Annotated in this window: 18 protein-coding genes; 8 read left to right on the top strand and 10 right to left on the bottom strand. The window is 38.9% G+C overall.

From position 1 onward, the window contains the following. Positions 1-27 precede the first annotated feature (27 nt). Together OO7_RS09910 and OO7_RS09905 are read left to right on the top strand one after the other, a co-directional pair. Positions 28-360, top strand: coding sequence for a DMT family transporter (locus tag OO7_RS09910; protein ID WP_008915815.1), 333 nt, complete (start codon positions 28-30; stop codon positions 358-360). A gap of 36 nt (positions 361-396) precedes the next feature. Then, on the top strand, positions 397-702 hold the full coding sequence (locus OO7_RS09905) for a DUF333 domain-containing protein (RefSeq protein WP_008915814.1): 306 nt from the start codon (positions 397-399) through the stop codon (positions 700-702). 50 nt (positions 703-752) lie between these two features. Here OO7_RS09905 and dsbB read toward each other — a convergent pair whose 3' ends face one another. Both dsbB and nhaB read right to left on the bottom strand, forming a co-directional pair. After that, the gene (gene dsbB, locus OO7_RS09900; RefSeq protein ID WP_043892694.1) at positions 753-1271 is read right to left on the bottom strand and encodes a disulfide bond formation protein DsbB; all 519 of its coding nucleotides are present in this window, start codon (positions 1269-1271) and stop codon (positions 753-755) included. Positions 1272-1456: 185 nt separating this feature from the next. Next, positions 1457-3004 (bottom strand): sodium/proton antiporter NhaB, encoded by a 1548-nt coding sequence (gene nhaB / locus OO7_RS09895; protein WP_008915812.1) that lies wholly within the window; start codon positions 3002-3004, stop codon positions 1457-1459. 220 nt (positions 3005-3224) lie between these two features. On the opposite strand from nhaB, the gene fadR reads away from it, so the two are divergent. The 4 genes from fadR to OO7_RS09875 all read left to right on the top strand — a co-directional run bounded on the left by fadR (position 3225) and on the right by OO7_RS09875 (position 7797). Further along, positions 3225-3941 (top strand): fatty acid metabolism transcriptional regulator FadR, encoded by a 717-nt coding sequence (gene fadR / locus OO7_RS09890; protein WP_008915811.1) that lies wholly within the window; start codon positions 3225-3227, stop codon positions 3939-3941. Positions 3942-4486: 545 nt separating this feature from the next. Further along, the gene (locus tag OO7_RS09885) at positions 4487-5788 is read left to right on the top strand and encodes a D-amino acid dehydrogenase (RefSeq protein WP_008915810.1); all 1302 of its coding nucleotides are present in this window, start codon (positions 4487-4489) and stop codon (positions 5786-5788) included. Positions 5789-5834: 46 nt separating this feature from the next. Further along, the gene (gene alr, locus OO7_RS09880; protein ID WP_008915809.1) at positions 5835-6905 is read left to right on the top strand and encodes an alanine racemase; all 1071 of its coding nucleotides are present in this window, start codon (positions 5835-5837) and stop codon (positions 6903-6905) included. A gap of 136 nt (positions 6906-7041) precedes the next feature. After that, on the top strand, positions 7042-7797 hold the full coding sequence (locus OO7_RS09875) for a MipA/OmpV family protein (protein WP_043892693.1): 756 nt from the start codon (positions 7042-7044) through the stop codon (positions 7795-7797). A gap of 78 nt (positions 7798-7875) precedes the next feature. On the opposite strand, the gene OO7_RS09870 is transcribed toward OO7_RS09875, so the two are convergent. Both OO7_RS09870 and gapA read right to left on the bottom strand, forming a co-directional pair. Continuing rightward, positions 7876-8760 carry a D-hexose-6-phosphate mutarotase gene (locus OO7_RS09870; protein WP_008915807.1) on the bottom strand — a complete coding sequence of 295 codons (885 nt, stop codon included), beginning with the start codon at positions 8758-8760 and terminating at the stop codon, positions 7876-7878. A gap of 233 nt (positions 8761-8993) precedes the next feature. Beyond that, a complete protein-coding gene (gene gapA / locus OO7_RS09865) occupies positions 8994-9989 on the bottom strand; it encodes a glyceraldehyde-3-phosphate dehydrogenase (protein WP_008915806.1) in 996 nt (331 codons plus the stop codon). A 353-nt stretch (positions 9990-10342) separates the two neighbouring features. Here gapA and msrB point away from each other — a divergent pair, with 353 nt between their 5' ends. Together msrB and OO7_RS09855 are read left to right on the top strand one after the other, a co-directional pair. Then, complete coding sequence (msrB, locus tag OO7_RS09860) at positions 10343-10756, top strand: peptide-methionine (R)-S-oxide reductase MsrB (RefSeq protein ID WP_008915805.1); 414 nt, start codon at positions 10343-10345, stop codon at positions 10754-10756. A gap of 128 nt (positions 10757-10884) precedes the next feature. Beyond that, on the top strand, positions 10885-11187 hold the full coding sequence (locus OO7_RS09855) for a YeaC family protein (RefSeq protein WP_008915804.1): 303 nt from the start codon (positions 10885-10887) through the stop codon (positions 11185-11187). A gap of 45 nt (positions 11188-11232) precedes the next feature. Here OO7_RS09855 and fhuB read toward each other — a convergent pair whose 3' ends face one another. The 6 genes from fhuB to ansA form a co-directional block, all read right to left on the bottom strand. Next, the gene (gene fhuB / locus OO7_RS09850) at positions 11233-13203 is read right to left on the bottom strand and encodes a Fe(3+)-hydroxamate ABC transporter permease FhuB (protein ID WP_008915803.1); all 1971 of its coding nucleotides are present in this window, start codon (positions 13201-13203) and stop codon (positions 11233-11235) included. Then, positions 13190-14122 (bottom strand): ABC transporter substrate-binding protein, encoded by a 933-nt coding sequence (locus OO7_RS09845; RefSeq protein WP_008915802.1) that lies wholly within the window; start codon positions 14120-14122, stop codon positions 13190-13192. Before OO7_RS09845 ends, fhuB begins: the two co-directional genes overlap by 14 nt. Beyond that, complete coding sequence (locus OO7_RS09840; protein WP_008915801.1) at positions 14113-14895, bottom strand: ABC transporter ATP-binding protein; 783 nt, start codon at positions 14893-14895, stop codon at positions 14113-14115. The genes OO7_RS09845 and OO7_RS09840 overlap by 10 nt, the downstream gene beginning before the upstream one ends. Positions 14896-14954: 59 nt before the next feature. Then, on the bottom strand, positions 14955-17030 hold the full coding sequence (locus OO7_RS09835) for a TonB-dependent siderophore receptor (RefSeq protein ID WP_008915800.1): 2076 nt from the start codon (positions 17028-17030) through the stop codon (positions 14955-14957). 224 nt (positions 17031-17254) lie between these two features. Further along, entirely contained in the window at positions 17255-17917 is a 663-nt protein-coding gene (gene pncA / locus OO7_RS09830; RefSeq protein WP_008915799.1) for a bifunctional nicotinamidase/pyrazinamidase, read from the bottom strand. Next, a complete protein-coding gene (gene ansA, locus OO7_RS09825; protein ID WP_008915798.1) occupies positions 17904-18923 on the bottom strand; it encodes an asparaginase in 1020 nt (339 codons plus the stop codon). Before ansA ends, pncA begins: the two co-directional genes overlap by 14 nt. Between the last annotated feature and the right edge of the window lie 104 nt (positions 18924-19027).

The raw sequence follows: 19027 nt of genomic DNA, 5'->3' as shown, positions 1-19027 counted from the left end.
GATATTATTGGACTGTGAAGGTGATTAATGAAAGGTCTTGGTTTTTTATTGATGTCAATTATTGCTGAAGTTATTGCAACAACTACGTTGAAAGCGTCAGATGGGTTTAGTCGTTTTTGGCCATCATTAATTGTCATCATTGGTTATGCTGTCTCTTTTTGGGGTTTATCTCAAGTGGTAAAAGTGATGCCATTAGGTATTGCATATGCAATTTGGTCAGGTTTAGGTATTGTATTAGTTTCCGTGGCTGCTATATTTATTTACCAACAAAAGCTCGATTTTCCAGCAATAATGGGTATGTTATTAATCATTGTTGGGGTTTTGGTTATTAATCTATTTTCTAAAAGTAGTACGCATTAATTTAGTTAATAGAATTACGCATAAACGGAGAGAGTGATGAATTTGAAAATAAGTCATTTGTTGCATTCTACTTTTTTAGGAAGTTTAGGTATTGTGGCTATGTTGATTTTATCAGGCTGTGGAAGCTCAAATAATACGAAGATGACTCAAGTTAATCATTCTGCTTCTCAATATGCGCAACAATTAGTCAATTTAGGACCAGGCTCACAAGAAGCTTGTGTTTCAGCAGGTGGTTTGCCTACATTAAACTTAGAGCTGAATGGTAGCCAAACTGCGGTTTGCCAATTTGCTAATGGAAAACGTTGCTCTGCAGATGTGATCCGTTCAGGCGCTTGTATTTAGCTTTTTGACAATTCAATAAATGGGCGGAATGATATCCGCCCATATCATGATTATTGACGTTGTGATGAGAAGAACTGACTAATGACAACGATAATACCAACAATGAAATACACGGCATAAACACCAATCAGCCATTGCGGCATATCCATACCCAGAAAATCCCATTGTCTCACTGAACAATCACCGGTTGCTTCAAAAACAGCAGGTACCCATTGATTTAATGGAAGCCATTCAGGGAAATTGACAAAGAAATCACAGGTATTGAATGGAGATGGATAGAGTTGGATCATGGTGTGTTCCCATGCAAGTTCTAATCCACGCCATGCAGCATATAACCAGATTATAATAGCGAGCCAGCGAATAATCATGTTGCGAGGTGCAATTGCACCAATCAATCCAGCAATCATAATGCCAAACAAGGCAATACGCTCATAAATACACATGACGCAAGGTTGCATTTTCATCACATGTTGAAAGTAGAGCGCTGTGCATTCAAGTATAAATGCAATTAAGGCCATTAAAAGCCATGCACTTCGTCCTTGTGAGCATTTGTTAAAAAACCTGAACATACTTTTTGTTATTCCCTAAGTTAATGGTGTTCTTATTTTGCCCCGATCTGTTGGACAAAAAAAGGTGTACACAAATAATTATGCCTATTTCGATGCTGTTTTACTTAAAATTACAAACCGATGTGAGTATTTTAAGTGCTACCGGAACAGTACATAAGATAATCACTCGTTGAATGGGTAATCATCTAAGGTAGAACAATCCAGCCAAGCCCTTCCATCCAATGGGTAACTGGAACTAACCAAAATTCAACCCCAATTAATCCCACTAACGTCATCACAATTGTATAAGGTAAGGCCATCCAAACCATACGTCCATAAGAGAGGCGAATAAGTGGCGATAATGCAGAGGTCAGTAAGAATAAGAAAGCGGCTTGGCCATTTGGTGTTGCAACAGAGGGAAGGTTAGTTCCTGTATTGATAGCAACGGCTAATAGCTCATATTGGTTGTAAGATATCAGCCCTTCATTCACTGCTTTTAATGCTTCATTGATATAGACTGTTCCGACAAAAACATTATCTGACACAGATGACAATAAGCCATTAAACAAGTAAAAAAGTGATAGTTGAGAAGCTTCTGATGATTGAAGGACAAACTGAATAAACGGTGTGAAAAGTTGTTGATCAATAATGACGGCAACAATAGAGAAAAAGACAGTGAGTAAAGCAGTAAAAGGTAATGCTTCTTCAAATGCTTTTCCTAAAGCATGTTCTTCCGTGATACCGCAAAATGCGGTGGTAAGAATAATGACCGACAATCCAATTATACCTACATCCGCGAGATGAAAGGCTAACGCAATAATCAACCAAATCCCGATTAAGGCTTGCACAATCAATTGTGCTTTCTCTTTTGGGGTTCGTTTTGCACTATTTTCTGTATCTTTGGCGACTAACACTTGTCGTACAGTATTAGGAAGCTCTGCTCCATAACCAAACAGTTTAAATTTCTCTACAATAAAACAGGTGGCTAAACCGCAGACTAAAACAGGTAGGGTAATCGGCGCCATTCGAAGGAAAAATGAGATAAAATCCCAGTTGGCATGTTTAGCAATAATGAGGTTTTGAGGCTCACCAACCATTGTCATAACACCGCCTAATGCCGTACCTATACCAGCATGCATCATTAAACTGCGTAAAAATGCCCGAAACTGCTCCAGAGTCTGTTTCTTTTCCAGTGTATCAATTGCGCTATCATTAAGTAGGTCGATGTGACTATTTTGGCTGGATACATATTGGTGGTTAATCGCGTAGAACCCTACCGATACGCTGATGACAACCGCAATCACGGTTAAAGCATCTAAAAAAGCAGATAAAAATGCACTTGCCAAACAAAATGCAAGAGATAGTGCACGCTTTGAGCGGATAGTTAACAATAATTTAGTAAAAGCAAACAGTAATAGTTGCTTCATAAAATAGATACCCGCCACCATAAAGATCAACAATAGAATTACTTCTAAATTATTGCTGATTTCATGAGAGATTTGCTTTGGTGTTGTCATGCCAATAATCACAGCTTCTATTGCCAACAGACCACCTGGTTGCAATGGGTAACACTTTAGCGCCATCGCTAATGTAAAAATAAATTCTATGACTAATAGCCATCCAGCAACAAATGGACTTATAAAGTAAAAGACAATTGGGTTGATTATGAGGAAGACAATAATTGCTAATTTGTACCAATCAGGTGAGTTCCCTAGGAAATTTTTCAAAATTGCTTTTTTTAAACTAAAACCCATTATATTTTTTCCCTCTTATCTGGGCACTATTTGGTAATATCAGATACTACTCTGATTCTTTGTGTAATTTAAGCCTAAAAGTTAATTGATAATGTGTTAATTATGCAGCATTTTTATGATTACTCTCACTCTTTATATGGAGTCTAACTATCTCAATTTATGTCAGTCTGGTATGATTTGGATAAATAGTCCGTCTGAAAATGTTTGGAATAATAAAAATATGGTTATAAAAGCTCAGAGCCCTGCTGGTTTTGCGGAAGAGTATATTATTGAAAGTATATGGAATAATCGCTTTGCGCCAGGAACAATTTTACCTGCTGAACGTGAGCTTTCTGAACTCATCGGGGTAACACGTACCACGCTTCGTGAAGTACTTCAACGTCTGGCAAGAGATGGCTGGTTAACCATACAACATGGAAAACCAACGAAGGTAAATAACTATTGGGAGACGTCAGGACTTAATATTTTAGAAACGTTGGCAAGATTGGATCATGAACGCGTACCGCAATTGATCGATAATTTATTGGCAGTGCGAACGAATATTGCTGCGATTTTTATTCGTACAGCGTTTAGACAAAATCCTGAAAAATCATTAGAAGTTTTAGCAGAGCGTGAAAAGGTTGCTGATAATGCCGATGCTTTCAGTGCACTGGATTATAATGTCTTCCGTGGCTTAGCATTCGCGTCGGGTAACCCGATTTATGGTTTAATTATTAATGGGCTGAAAGGGCTGTATACACGCGTTGGCCGCTATTATTTTTCTAATCCAGAAGCAAGACGTCTTGCCTTAAATTTTTATCAGCAATTGGTCAATTTATGTCGAGAACAAGCTTATGATCGCATTATGGAATGTGTGAGAAATTACGGTAAAGAGAGTGGCTTAATTTGGCATAATATGCAAAGTAACATGCCAAGTGATTTAGCTCAGTTTCGTTAAAACCGAAATTGATAACATAAGGTAATTAATTGATCAATAATTCAATCTGTGGCAAATGACCTTGTAATCCTTCAGATGAATATATTCATTAATAAGCACCCTGTAAGCAATTGCTGATAGGGTGTTTTTTTATGTGAAGGCTATTTTCATTAAATGAATATGTTGATGATAAGCAAATTCAGATATAACAAACTGTTTATTTTAATATATTCAAAATTATATCCATGATGTATTGAGTGAATAATTCCGACAAGAAAAAGAAAGACCAAGATAAAATCGTATATGTTAAGTATAAAATGCTAAAATAATGCATACAAAAGTGAATTTTAGTTATCATAATTATTATCTAATATCATGATTTATTTACCTAAAGAGTCATTTTCTGTTTTCCCTACAGTAGAATTTTCAACCAATATATGAATTTAACATTGCAAATATTGAACTATTTGTCTGAATTGTTAAAAATGTTAATTAACTGTATTGGCAAATAATTATTAGAATATTATTCTATTTGCAATTATGGTGCAGTCAGGGTGGAGTGGGACATGAAGATTTTAGTCTTAGGGGCTGGAGTTATTGGTGTTACAACGGCTTGGTATTTAGCGCAAGAAGGGCATGAAGTGACGGTGTTGGATAGGCAATATGATGTTGCTGAAGAAACCAGTGCGGGCAATGCAGGGCAAATTTCTCCTGGCTATGCAACGCCATGGGGAGCACCGGGTATCCCACTCAAAGCCGTTAAATGGATGTTTGAAAAACATGCACCACTCGCCATTAGACCAGATGGAACATTATTTCAGTTACGCTGGATGTGGCAGATGTTAAAAAATTGTGATATTCAACACTACGCAATGAATAAAAGCAGAATGGTGCGTATTGCTGAATATAGCCGTGATTGTATCCGTCAACTTCGTTCAGATACAGGAATTGCTTATGAAGGACGCCAAGGTGGCACATTACAGCTATTTCGGACAGCTAAACAATTTGATAGTGCGGCGAATGATATTGCTATTTTGCAGCAAGAAGGTGTGCCATATGAGTTATTAACTGCCAATGAGCTTGCAAAAGCAGAGCCTGCACTTGAATTCGTCAAAGATAAACTCACAGGTGGGCTGCGACTACCTAATGATGAAACAGGTGATTGCCAGCAATTCACTAAGCAGCTCGCCAAGATGGCGCAAGATATTGGGGTGAAATTTCTTTTTGGTCAAAAAATTGAACAAATTTTAACGGACGGCAACAAAGTAAGTGGTATTCGCTGTGATGGCAATTTATTGCAAGCGGATCGTTATGTTGTTGCTATGGGATCTTATTCCACTGCTATTTTACAAAATTTAGTAAAAATCCCTGTTTACCCATTAAAAGGCTACTCTTTAACCATGCCAATCATGGATTTTCAAAGAGCGCCAGTATCTACCGTTTTAGATGAAACATATAAAATTGCGGTGACACGTTTTGATGAGCGGATCCGCGTTGGTGGCATGGCTGAGGTGGTTGGATTCAATCTCAATGTATTAAAAAAACGTTGTGAAACATTGAAAATGGTTGTTGAAGATCTTTATCCGGGTGGTGGTGATATTACGCAAGCAACATTTTGGACTGGATTACGTCCCATGACGCCAGATGGAACGCCAATTGTAGGTCCAACAGCTTATAGCAATTTATATTTAAACACGGGGCATGGCACATTAGGTTGGACAATGGCTTGTGGCTCGGGCAAGTTACTGGCGGATTTAATTTCGGGTAATAAGCCTGATATAGCTTCCGATGATTTATCTGTTTTCAGATATCTTGATGGGTTTAATACTAAATTGGTGACAAATGGTGATTTAATACCTGCTCGCTAATTAATTGGTTCACAATAAATTTATATAAAAATAATAAGGAAGTCATATGCCACGGCCAATTAGTGCGGTCATTCATCTGCAAAATCTTACCCATAATTTGTCGGTAATACGCCAGCAAGTAGGGGCGGCTAAAATATGGTCAGTAATGAAAGCCGATGCTTATGGCCATGGCATCAAGCAGGTGTGGCAAGCTTTGGCGGCAACGGATGGTTTTGCTATTTTAGATTTAAATGAAGCAATTTTATTAAGAGAAGAAGGCTGGCAAGGTCCAATTTTATTGCTTGAGGGTTTTTTCCATCCTACTGATTTATTGCAAATTAACCACTATAAATTAACAACAGCAGTTCACAGTACTTGGCAGTTAGATGCCATTGAACAGAGGGTATTTGATACACCAATCTCAGTTTATGTTAAGTTAAACAGTGGGATGAATCGACTTGGTTTCAAACCTGAAGAGTATAGGCAAGTTATCAATAGATTATTGGCAATGGAAAGTGTTGGAAATATTACGCTGATGTCACATTTTGCCAATTCAGATACACAAAATGGCATTGAAGCACCTCATCATCTTATCAAAACATTAATAGATGATAATCTATCCGTGTGCATTGCGAATTCAGGCGCGACTCTTTGGCATCCTAGCACACATTATGATTGGGTTCGTTCAGGTATTATTTTGTATGGCGCTTCGCCAAGTGGTAAATGGCAAGATATTGCGGATAAGCAGTTGAAAGCCACAATGACGCTAAGGTCGCAAATTATCGCAATCCATGATATTAACGCTGGCGAAACAATCGGTTATGGTAGCCGTTTTACGGCTCAGCAGCCAATGAAGATTGCTACGGTAGCGTGTGGTTATGCTGATGGGTATCCCCGGCATGCACCAACGGGAACGCCAGTATGGGTAAAGGGGGAACGTTGCCCATTATTAGGAGCCGTTTCCATGGATATGCTCACTATTGATATCAGCCATTGTTCAACGGTAAATATTGGTGAAGAGGTTGAATTATGGGGGCAAAATTTGCCTATTGATGATGTTGCACAATGTGCGAACACAATTGGCTATGAATTGATGTGTGCATTAGCAAAAAGAGTTCCCATAATATATGAAGATTGAATTATAAATGATTGAATCTTGGATACAGCTATAAATTTAGCTAGAATTGCTAATCAGTGTTTGAATATTTGGGTTAATGTGTTCATCAGGGTATAATGCGTTTTCATCGCTATAATTTAATCTTTTTAGGTTTAATATGTCTAAAACAATAATGAAATTAACATCATTTGCTGTTGCAGTTGGCCTTTTCTCTTCTGCCGCTGTTGCAGGTACTTGGTCTATAGGTGGTTCTGTTTTGGCTCAATCAACGCCATATAAGGGAATTAAATCTAAAGATTATGTTACCCCAGTTCCAATTGTTAATTATGATAGTGAAAATTTTTACTTTCATACATTAGCAGCAGGGTATTATTTGTGGAATGATAAAGCCGATCAGCTCTCAATTGATGCTTATTATTATCCGCAATTTTTCCGTCCAAAAGATAATGACGACCATGATATGCGTCAATTAGATCGCCGTCGTGATACAGTGATGAGTGGACTAACTTATAGACATAATGCTGACTGGGGTACAATTCGGACAGTTGCATCTGGTGATATTTTAGGCATTAGTAATGGCTTACGTGCTGAAGTTGCGTATCTTTATGGTTTCCGTGGAGACAATTGGTCATTAGTACCAGGAGTCGGGATCAAATGGGATAGCGAAAACCAAAACCGTTATGAATATGGCATTTCCTCGAAAGAATCTCGCAATAGCGGGCTAAAACGCTATAGACCAGGCGACAGTTGGTCGCCTTATGTTGAGTTATCTGGTAACTATAAATTTAACAGCAATTGGGGTGTTTTAGCGATGGGACGCGTTGATCGTCTATCAAGTGAAGTTAAAGATAGCCCAATGGTTAATAAATCAGTATCTGCAATTGTTTGGAGTGGTGTGACTTACACATTCTAATTGCTTATTGGCTGGCTCATTAATATCAATCCCAAAAGTCGTTTAATACTTTTGGGATTTTTTTGTATCCGAAGATATTTAATCTTGAGGTTTATTATCTCTGCTCATGATAACCAATGATAAGCGAGCAGGGTGCTGATTTTCACTTTTTAATGGTTTATTAATGCGCGCTGTTTCAACACACACCATTTGTTTATAGCCGCTATTTGGCATGTCTTGCATACTGCAAGATAATTCAGCCCACGGATTCCAACAAACCACATCTGAATTATGGTAGTGATGAAGTTCAATGGTTCTCGACCAACCATCATCACGGATCAAGCTATATTCTTCAGGTTCAGAATAGATCCTATCTGTTTGGCGATTAATTTTTAGTGGTGAGCTAGCACCGTAGACTTCTTTGTCACTGACCTTATCAAAATAATGTTCTCCAAGCCCATAAATTGCTGTTTTTTGGATATCACTAATATTGAAATAAGAGTGCATTGCTGCTGTTGTTTCAAAATCTCCGTAACTTTCTAATTCGATTTCACAGGTTAGCCCTAATTTTAGGCGGAGTATTAAGGTAAATTCATGCGGCCAAAGCTTACGCGTATATTCCGTATCAGTCAGTGTAAAAGTGAGTATTACACCATCATCATGTTCATTATGAGCAGTAAATTGCCATGGCAAAATTCGAGCAAAGCCATGGCTAGGACTACCAGCAGGCCCAAACCACGGCCAACAGATTGGTATACCACCGCGAATCGCAATACCTGGTTTGAACTGGCTTTCACTACTCAACCAAATGCAGGGCTTTTGCCCTGAAGGTTGCCAGTCTATTAATTGAGCACCTTGAATACTGATCGCTCCGCGAACCTTTGGATGGGAGATAACAATAATAGGGAGATCGCCTAATTGGCGCTGGCTGATATAGTCTGAAAGTTGCTTAATGACAGGGAGTGCAAAGAGTTTATCATGCATAGTAATTGGCCTGTGATGATGAAACAGAAGTTACAGGTAGATTAGCAGAATTAAGGAATACAGTCATTGTGAACTGATAAAGCAGGTAATAAAGTGAGTTGATTTATATCACAATAATGCAGATTTATAAGGGAATACCGCAGATGACAATCAATGGACTAGAATCAATTATATGATTAAACAAAAGAGCCGCCAAGGTAGGCGGCTCATATCAATCTTACGCGAATTATCTCTTATTTAGAGATGTGTGCGATTAGATCTAGAACTTTGTTTGAATAACCAGTTTCGTTGTCATACCAAGAAACCAATTTCACAAAGTTATCATTCAGTGCGATACCTGCTTTAGCATCAAATACTGAAGTCAATTTTTCGCCATTGAAGTCTGTAGATACAACGTCATCTTCAGTATAGCCAAGAACGCCTTTCAGTTCGCCAGCAGCTGCGTCTTTGATTGCATCACAAATTTGTGCATAAGTAGCAGGTTTTTCCAAACGTACAGTCAGGTCAACAACTGAAACGTTAGGAGTAGGAACACGGAAAGACATACCAGTCAGTTTGCCATTCAGCTCAGGAATAACTTTACCTACAGCTTTAGCAGCACCAGTTGAAGATGGGATGATGTTTTGAGAAGCACCACGACCACCACGCCAGTCTTTGTGAGAAGGACCATCAACAGTTTTTTGAGTTGCTGTTGTTGCGTGAACAGTTGTCATTAGACCTTCAACGATACCGAATTTGTCGTTGATAACTTTTGCAAGAGGTGCCAAACAGTTAGTTGTGCAAGATGCGTTAGAAACGATATCTTGTCCAGCATAAGATTTTTGGTTAACACCCATAACGAACATAGGGGTGTTATCTTTTGATGGGCCAGTCAGAACAACTTTTTTCGCACCCGCTTGGATGTGTTTACGTGCAGTTTCATCAGTTAAGAATAGACCTGTTGCTTCAGCAACAACGTCAACACCAACTTCATCCCATTTCAGGTTCGCAGGATCTCTTTCTGAGGTGACACGAATGGTTTTACCATTTACAACTAGGTGACCATCTTTAACTTCAACAGTACCGTTGAAACGACCATGGGTAGAATCGTACTTCAGCATGTATGCCATATATTCTGCATCTAGCAGATCGTTGATCGCAACGATTTCAATATCAGAACGCTCTTGTGCAGCACGGAAAACGATACGGCCAATACGACCAAAACCATTAATACCTACTTTGATAGTCATAGTATTTCCACCAGCTATTTATTCGTGAATTAAGTTGTAGTTAAAGTACCAAAACCTTGCCAGTCGTCAAGCGGAATCGTGTCAATTATTGAAAAAAATCAATTCTGAAAGCATTAATTGCCTACTTGTCGACCACTTTAAGGGCAAATACATCCAGATGTATTATCGGGGTTGTGAGCGATAATGAAACCTGCTATCAGTGATATATGTGAAACGGGTCACAAATCAAAACACAAAGCACGATGTTAATTAGTTTAGAATAACTTTATAAAAAGTGTTGTTAATTTTTTGTTGCTTCAAATAAGGTGTTATTGAATAGCATCCACATCATTTCTTAATATTTAGGTTTTATAATGACAGAAAAAGATAAACAACCGATTGATATTTCAAACTTAAATGAAATTCAGCAATATGTAACCCAACACGCTGGAACTGAGCAACCGTTTACTGGAAAGCTATTACATAATCGTAAAGAGGGCATCTACGAATGCCTTTGTTGTGGAGCACCGCTTTTCTTATCTGATACTAAATTTGATGCGGGATGTGGTTGGCCAAGTTTCTATCAACCAGTGAGTGATCATGCGATTAAATATATTGAAGATTTCTCTCATGGTATGCATCGAATTGAAGTCCGTTGTCAGAATTGTAATGCGCATTTAGGGCATGTTTTTCCGGATGGTCCTCAACCAACGGGCCAACGTTACTGCATTAATTCAGCATCATTAAGTTTTATTGATGATGAAACAGGCGACAAAACCCGTGGTTAGTGGTGCTGAAGTTTGTTGAAGCTTAAAATCAAGTAATAGCAATATCGATTCAGCTTATGCTAAACAAGAATAATTGTCGCGGTACGAATAAGTTGGTATTTTTAGCGGTCTTTTAAAGGAGTAGTGAAGTGAGTATAGAAATAGAACCTGAACATATAGAACAGCTACTGTCTGTAATGACACCGGAAATTTATCAACGCTTAGTGACTGCGGTTGAATTAGGTAAATGGCCAGATGGGGTAGCCTTAACTCCTGAGCAGAAAGAGCACAGCTTACAGATGGTGATGTTATGGCAATCGCGCTATAACCACAATCCTGAGCATATGACCATTGGAACCAATGGGCAAATTACAATGAAAAGTAAGCAAGAATTAAAATCCATGTTTATGGGTGAGACGTTGGCGACTTTAAAGCCACAAAATAAAGATTAATTTTGAGTTAAATAGTTGGCCTACCTTTTAGTAAGCCAACTATTATCATTTCATTCTATTGAGTGCCATCAGCAATAGAAAATATCCACCCCCTAAGATGGCGACAAATATACCAGCAGCAATCTGCGCTGGGTAAATAACAGTTTGACCCAACCAATCAGCCCATAGCATTAAGATGGCGCCAATAAGTCCACCAATAATCAATTGCTGTTTCGCTTTTTTAGCACCCAACAAGAACGCCATATGAGGTGCGATTAAACCAATAAAGGCAATTGGTCCAACGGTTGATGTCACTAATGCACAGAGCAGTGCAACAAGCACTAACAACAGAATGTTGGCTTTCTGTGCATGTAATCCGCGACCTTGAGCAAAAGTGCGACTTACTGATAATAGTGTCAGCCAACGACTCAAACAAATTGTTAATGTGCATAAGATTAAGACAGCAAATGCAAAAATCAGTGCTTGAGAACCGTTCATTCTATAAGTTGAACCAGAAAGCCATAGTAAAATGCGATAGCTACTTAATGTTCCCTGAGCAAGGAAAAATTGGACGAAAGCCTCTAATGTGGCTGTAAGGCAAATTCCCGTTAAGATAACACTTGCAGGTGCATAATGTTGGCGTCTACCCAAAATGAGCAATAATGTAAGTACAGCTAAACTCCCTAATAACGCGACACCGCTTAATGACGTTTGAATAGCTGTGCCAAGTAATAAACTCGTCAGAACTAAAGCTGCGCTTGCACCAGAGGAAACACCGAGAATATCAGGGCTAGCTAATGGATTATAGATAATCCGCTGTAATAAAACGCCAGCAATACTTAATGCCAAACCGGCAAATAGCGCGGCTAGGAGCCTTGGCCATTTTAGTGCCCATTGGAATATTGAAGGTTGGCTCCAATAAAAATGGGTACCATCCGTATGCAAAAATAATGTGGCGATAATACCAGCAAATAGAAGCAATAAGAGTGCTAAGACTGTTAGCTTAGACAATCTTAATGTTGTTGATAGCATGCCAATGGAAAGTTGATCTTGTGCAGTTAATGCACGTCGACTAAACCAAATCAGTAATGGTGCTCCAATAGCGGCGGTCATCACACCCGTTGGTACAACAATATTCAAGTAATTGCTCAGCGCAATAGCGCCACTATCTGCGCAAAGAAGTAATATTGCGCCAACTCCCGCGCTCATCATTAATTCTTTACGAGCACTTAATTGACCTAATTGGCGAACAATATTGGGTGCGAGTAGGCCAATAAAACTAATCACACCAACAGTTGTGATGGTGGCAGCAACTAGCCAAGTTGCTAGCACGATAAAAAATAGAAAAGCGGGTAAAACAGATAATCCGCGAGCTTGAGCGCCTTCATGACCAAGACGCAATAATGTGAGGATACGTGGCGCAAAACCAATAATGATAATAATTGGGAAAAGTGCGGGCAGTAACCAATAAATTTTTTGCCAGCCATCTTGTGCTAAATTACCTGCACCCCACATAAAAATATTTTGAGTAAACTGAGAGTTGAGGGTAATTAGTGCGGTTGCAATAGCACCAAGAAGAATGTTAACCACCATGCCTGATACAACAAGAGGAAGCCCTGTCATATTGTGAACACCCGCAATCAGAATAACAAATCCAAATGCGAATAAAGCGCCAATCATTGCGGCAAATGAACTGTAAAACCCTGCATCATGTGCGAACCAGATATTAACTATCACTAATGCCAGCCAAGCACCGGATGATGATCCTAAAGTCAGTGGTGAGGTGAGATTATTTTGGGTTAATTGCTGCATGACACTACCAATTAAACCGAAAGTTGCACCCACGACTAATGCCATTACAAGTCTTGGCAATTGGCCATAAAGAAAGAAAAAATCGGCAAAGTTATGTACAGAATTTGGTCGGATAATTAATTGATATTGTTGAAAGAGAGAAAGCCCTGGCTCTAATTGTAGGTTGATCACAACGAATAACAGTAAGAGCATAAAGAAAGTGAGGTAATGTTTAGTGGTGATCATGTTTAGTCACCTGTAATAAACTTTCAGTAAGGGCTTCAGCCATTAATTGTAATGAGTAAACCCCACCATAATTCCATACAGGGCGCACACTATTCACATGACCTTGTTTTACAAATGGCATGGATTGCCACAAAATTGAATCAGCCAGCTCATTTTCGTTCGCAAAAGGTTTGATATAGAGAACATATCCATTATCAATAAATTGTAATGAATTAATTCGTTGTTGTTCGATCCCCCACGGACGCGCAGGAATAGAGATGGCTGGTTTTAATGCCAATTGCTCAAGAACATAATTTAATGTTGAGTTTTCGGTATAGAGGAAAACCGTATTTAGGCTAGAAAAACGAATGGCGGCAACTGCGGGTGGCAGTGGAAATTGATTTTCTATTGTTGCACGCAATTTTGCAAACTGCTGAAACATGTTATCTAGAAATGCATCTGCAAGTTCATTACGATCAAACAATTGGGCCAATGTTCTAAAATGATCAATAGCCACATTTCCGGCATTATCTTGGACACCAAAATTGGGTAAATAGACAACAGGTGCAATTGTTTTGAGCAAAGGTAATAAATCTTCTTGAGAACGGCTTGCAATGATGACATCGGGGTGTAATGCAGCGATTTTCTCAAGGTTTGGCTCGGCGCGAGTGCCAACATCTTCAACAATAGCTGGAATAGGTGGTTCGACAACCCATTGCTGATAACTACTAAGTTCAGTAGCACCAACAGGTGTGATATTCAGTGTTAAAAGTTGTTCTAATAAATCCCAATCAAGAACAACAACCCGTTCTGGTGGCTTAGAAAAATGCTGCTCACCAAAACTGTCTGTGATAGTGATAGCACCAGCAACGTTTGATGTGATCATCAAAAGCGCGCTGATGAAATAATATTTAAGCTGGCGAAAAGAAATTAAGCGCATACAACAGCAACCCTATGAGCTTCTGATTCAGGATAATCAGGATGTGGAATGAGCTTGATTTTCGTTTCATAAAGTGAGGTTAGCCGAAGTTCATCCTGAAGTAATGATGCTGTGCCTTCAAACTCAATCTTACCTTTTTTGAGCGCAACAATATGGGTTGCATAACGCAGTGATAAATTCAGGTCATGCAAGATGACAATGATGCCAATCTGCTGGGTTTGATTGAGTTCACTCAGCAAATTCATCAATTGATATTGGTGTTGAATATCAAGTGCTGAGGTTGGTTCATCTAAAATTAATACAGGTGCTTGCTGAGCCAATAACATGGCGACCCAAGCTCGTTGACGTTCACCGCCAGATAAATTATCAGCGAGAGCATCAGCAAAATGGCTTACTCCCGCTTTTTCCATAGCTTGTTGGATAATGAAATCATCTTCAGCTTGCCAACGTCCAAAAGTACCACGCCAAGGAAAACGACCTAGCCGCACGAGTTCTTTTACTGTTAATCCGGCGGAGGCTGGCAGTTTTTGGGGGAGGTAGGCGATTTTTTGTGCAAGTGTTTTTGTTTTATAGTGGCAAAGATCGGTATCGTGTAAATAAACACTTCCTGAATCAGGAGCCATTTGTCCGGAAAGGAGATTAACTAATGTTGATTTCCCTGAGCCATTGTGACCTAAAACAACGGTTAATTCTGTTGTTGGGATATTTAATGAGTCGATCGCCAAAATAGTGCGATTATCGCGAACGATTTTTATATTAGATAATTGAAACATAGCAATAGGCTCAATGGGAATGCGCTATTGAGCATTCCCATTTATAGTTAACGATAGAGTTACCAAGAATATTTTGTCTGGAAGACAAATGAGCGTGACTGCCCGAAATAACACCAATAATCACAAGATGCAATATATTCTTTGTTAAGAATATTGTTCATATTAAATTGCAGTTGCCAATTATTTGATAACTGATAAACCGCAGCCATATCCCATAAAGTTGCGCTAGGTACAGTTAGATCGCTGCTTGCTGGCATGTCTTTTGACTCACCTAAATAGCGAACACCCGTTCCTAGTTTTAAAGATTGATCATTAATCGTTGGGATTTCATAACTTGTCCATGCAGTGGCGGCATGTTTAGGAATAAGTCCTGATTGTTTTCGGCCTTGACCATTCGTGTTATCCGTTTGCGCATTTGTGTAGGTATAGGTTGCTTTGATATCCCATTGATCAGTTAATTGAGCAAATAGCTCACTTTCAACACCTTGTGAAGTCACTTTCCCTGTTTGCGTTGCCACAGATGTAGATGGGTTAGTCACTAAAGCATTTTTCTGCTCGATATCAAACCATGCCACATTCAAGTAACCATCAATAAAGTAGGGGGTATATTTTATTCCTACTTCAATTTGTTCACCTTTTAGCGGCTTATATAGGTGTTGCGTTGTGGGATCAACAGTTGATTGCACTTCAAATGATTGTGAATAGTTTAGATAAGGTGAAAGGCCATTGTCAGCAATGTACATTAAACCAGCATTTAAACTCATTTCACCATCATGACGGGATTCATGTTCGTTGGCTTGGTGCAATTTATTTTCTGTTTTAACCCAGTCGTAACGAGCACCAGCCACACCGATCCATTTGCTATCAAATTTAGTTTGATATTGGGAATAGAGGCTAGTTTGTGTTTTATCGATAGTTCGTTTGACATTATTCGCTGGGTTCAATGGCGTATATTTGCCATACTCTGGTTTCCATGGATTGATTGTTCCGAAACCACCATTTTGCTCATCACCTTTGGTTTGATGATATTGGAATTCAACACCAGCTAATAAAGTGTTTTCAAATAGACCGCTATCCCATTCTCCAACAAAATTATTGTCGAAGCTGAAACTCTGGTTTTTCCCATCACGGAAGATAATTCCGCGGTCTAATATTTGTTTATCAGGATCTGAGTTAGGGTAAACATAAATGCTGCGCAGAGTTAAATCGTTATAACCATAATTGAGTCGTTGTGCAAAGCGCCATTGGGAATCAATCTGATGTTCCAGTAAATACCCAACAGAAAATTGGGTTCGTTTATATTTATCATAATCTGGCTCACCAAAATTTGTTGATGGCTTGATTTTGCCATATTTTGAATGCGTTAATGTCCCTGATGCGGGAAAGAAAGGGTTTGTTGGTGTGCCATCATCATGCAAATAAGTTGCCATTAGTGTGAGCATGGTGCTTTCGCTAAGGTCAAAAGCAGCACTAGGTGCAAGATAAATACGTTTATTATCAGTGTGTTTTAGCTCACCATCAGATTTTTTCATTAAACCAACTAGACGGTAACGCGCTATATCATTGCTTGTTGAGGATGTGGAAAGGTCAAATCCTAATGCTTTATAATCATTATTGCCCGCTTCAAGAAACAGTTCATTTTTTGCGTTTAAAGAGGGTTTCTTTGTCACAAGGTTGATTGCGCCACCAGGGGTTGATTCACCAAACAAGACAGCAGAAGCCCCTTTAACAACTTCAATGCTTTCCAATCCGTATGGTTCTAATAACCAAGTATAGTAACCATCTCGGTACAATCGGCTATTATCAAGATAAGTTGCGGCATCAAAACCACGAACTTTAAACCAATCGGTATCATTATCTGCACCATAAGGCTGTGCTACGACACCGGAAGTATAACGTAGTGCTTCATCAATTTTCTGCGGAGCATGAAGCTCTAAATCTTTCTCGCTGATAATTGAGATAGACTTAGGTGTTTCTTGCAAAGCTGTATTGACTTTAAGTGCCTGAGCACTGACGACTAATTTATCTGATTTAGTAGAACTCTGTTCTTCTGCCATTGCTGGAGCTTGAATCACTAAAGCAGAGGCAATACAAATTGTTATCTGGCGTATACGAAAAAGGGGGATGTTTTTCACAATAGTTAGCTTTATTAATAATGATAATGAGTATTAATATTATTGCTAACTATTTACCTTAAGGGAATCTTTATTTTGTGATTTAAAGGCGTATTTGGCATAATTTACATTCGGAATAATAAATAAATGATATTGAATTTCCCTACATCAAATTACCCGATAATAAGCAGTATTTTGATGTGGGAATAATGATGATTTTATTAAGCCAAATAAACACAAATATCTTAAGGCAAGGTTAATGATTCTATGGTGAGAAGGGTTGCGCCATGTTGTGACATTTCTGCCAAGGCAAGATCAGAATCCATAGGCGATAAATTAACCCCACGGCAGCCATCAATTAAAACATCAACGTTATATCCTAGTTTTAAGGCATCAAGAACAGTATATTTTACACAATAATCCGTTGCGATCCCCATAATAAACAATTGGGTTATTTGCTGTTGTTGTAGCCACTCATGTAGGCGAGTTTGACTTACTTTATCATTGTCAAAAAAAGCACTGTAGCTGTCTACTTGCGGATTTTCCCCTTTGGTGAAAACCTCACAAATAGCCTCTTTATTTAATTTCGGATGAAATTCAGCGCCTATTTCACCTTGTACGCAATGCACTGGCCACCAAACTTGAGGAATGCCATTTAATTTGCCCATTTCACCAATGTTTGTTCCAGAATTAACCGCAAAGCTGAGGTGGTTAGCAGGGTGCCAATCTTGGCTAGCAATGACAGGAATGTTTTGCTGTTGGCATAACGCAATCGCTTTATTGGCCGTTTCAATGACAGCATCACTTTCATTTACAGCAAGAGCACCACCAATACAAAAATCATTCTGTAAATCGACTAATAGAAGAGCAGAGTTAACTGAGCCTATATTGACGTTATTCATCGGCATAACTGAGTTCACCTCTAAGGTTATTTTGCATTAACTCCCGTACATGAGTCGGAGTATAATCTTGGCTAAGTAGGTAATGTAATTTACTCAATGCAGCCTCAAATGTCATATCAAAACCACTGATTACGCCCGCTTCAGCTAATGCATGCCCAGTTGCATAGCCCTCCATATTGACGCGACCTGAAATACATTGCGTTAAATTGACCACAATGATGCCGCGTTTTGTTGCTTCATGGAGAATTTTCAATAGTTTCGGTTGTTGAGGTGCATTACCAACGCCGTATGAGCGTAAAATAAGCGCTTTTACTGGCTGTTGAAGAATGTTGCGCACAATATCAATAGAAAGACCTGGATAAATCATTACCACGCCAATAGGTTGTGGAGTGATACGATGGGTGATTAATTCACCAATTCCAATAGGTGCAGCGCAGGTATTAAAGGTACGAATATGTATGCCTGCTTCCATTAATGGAGGGCAATTAGGTGAAGTAAAGGCATCAAAGCCATCAGCATGGGCTTTAATTGTCCGGTTGCCGCGATATAATTTATTGTTAAAAAATAAACCAACTTCATTGATTGGGTAATTAGCCGCAAGGTAGAGCGCGTTTAATAAGTTAGTTTGACCATCAGAACGCAGAGCTTCCAACGGTATTTGTGACCCTGTCACAATAACGGGCTTTCGTAAATTTTCTAACATGAATGATAAGGCAGATGCGGTATAAGCCATTGTATCAGTGCCATGCAGAATAACGAAGCCATCATATTCGTGATAATGTTCACTAATATCATCAGCAATATTTTGCCAATCTTCAGGTGTAATATCAGAAGAATCAATTAATGGATGGTGTTCTCTTATGGTGAATTCCGGCATTTCAGGGCGATGAAATTCTGGCATTTTGGCCAATTGTGCTTGAAGATGACCCGAAACAGGAATGTAGCCTTGTGCCGAGTGGCGCATTCCAATGGTTCCGCCAGTATATACAACATAAATCGATTTCTTTTGCATTTATCTACCCGAATGCGGTTTAGGATTTAAGGTTTTCGAACCTATTTTAGCTAATCATTAATAGGAAAAATATGCTGACCTTTGTTTAGATTAGATCCCCCCTT

The sequence above is a fragment of the Providencia sneebia DSM 19967 genome (genome assembly GCF_000314895.2).
Taxonomy (GTDB): domain Bacteria; phylum Pseudomonadota; class Gammaproteobacteria; order Enterobacterales; family Enterobacteriaceae; genus Providencia; species Providencia sneebia.
The sequence above is the reverse complement of the archived record's forward strand: the minus strand, read 5'-3'. Positions and strand labels throughout refer to the sequence as shown.

Coding starts and splice junctions, on each gene's coding strand:
- OO7_RS09905 (WP_008915814.1), top strand. CDS start 397: ATGAATTTGAAAATAAGTCATTTGTTGCATTCTACTTTTTTAGGAAGT.
- ansA (WP_008915798.1), bottom strand. CDS start 18,923: ATGCAAAAGAAATCGATTTATGTTGTATATACTGGCGGAACCATTGGA.
- OO7_RS09870 (WP_008915807.1), bottom strand. CDS start 8,760: ATGCATGATAAACTCTTTGCACTCCCTGTCATTAAGCAACTTTCAGAC.
- msrB (WP_008915805.1), top strand. CDS start 10,343: ATGACAGAAAAAGATAAACAACCGATTGATATTTCAAACTTAAATGAA.
- nhaB (WP_008915812.1), bottom strand. CDS start 3,004: ATGGGTTTTAGTTTAAAAAAAGCAATTTTGAAAAATTTCCTAGGGAAC.
- OO7_RS09845 (WP_008915802.1), bottom strand. CDS start 14,122: ATGCGCTTAATTTCTTTTCGCCAGCTTAAATATTATTTCATCAGCGCG.
- fhuB (WP_008915803.1), bottom strand. CDS start 13,203: ATGATCACCACTAAACATTACCTCACTTTCTTTATGCTCTTACTGTTA.
- pncA (WP_008915799.1), bottom strand. CDS start 17,917: ATGCCGATGAATAACGTCAATATAGGCTCAGTTAACTCTGCTCTTCTA.
- OO7_RS09910 (WP_008915815.1), top strand. CDS start 28: ATGAAAGGTCTTGGTTTTTTATTGATGTCAATTATTGCTGAAGTTATT.
- dsbB (WP_043892694.1), bottom strand. CDS start 1,271: ATGTTCAGGTTTTTTAACAAATGCTCACAAGGACGAAGTGCATGGCTT.
- OO7_RS09885 (WP_008915810.1), top strand. CDS start 4,487: ATGAAGATTTTAGTCTTAGGGGCTGGAGTTATTGGTGTTACAACGGCT.
- alr (WP_008915809.1), top strand. CDS start 5,835: ATGCCACGGCCAATTAGTGCGGTCATTCATCTGCAAAATCTTACCCAT.
- OO7_RS09875 (WP_043892693.1), top strand. CDS start 7,042: ATGTCTAAAACAATAATGAAATTAACATCATTTGCTGTTGCAGTTGGC.
- fadR (WP_008915811.1), top strand. CDS start 3,225: ATGGTTATAAAAGCTCAGAGCCCTGCTGGTTTTGCGGAAGAGTATATT.
- gapA (WP_008915806.1), bottom strand. CDS start 9,989: ATGACTATCAAAGTAGGTATTAATGGTTTTGGTCGTATTGGCCGTATC.
- OO7_RS09840 (WP_008915801.1), bottom strand. CDS start 14,895: ATGTTTCAATTATCTAATATAAAAATCGTTCGCGATAATCGCACTATT.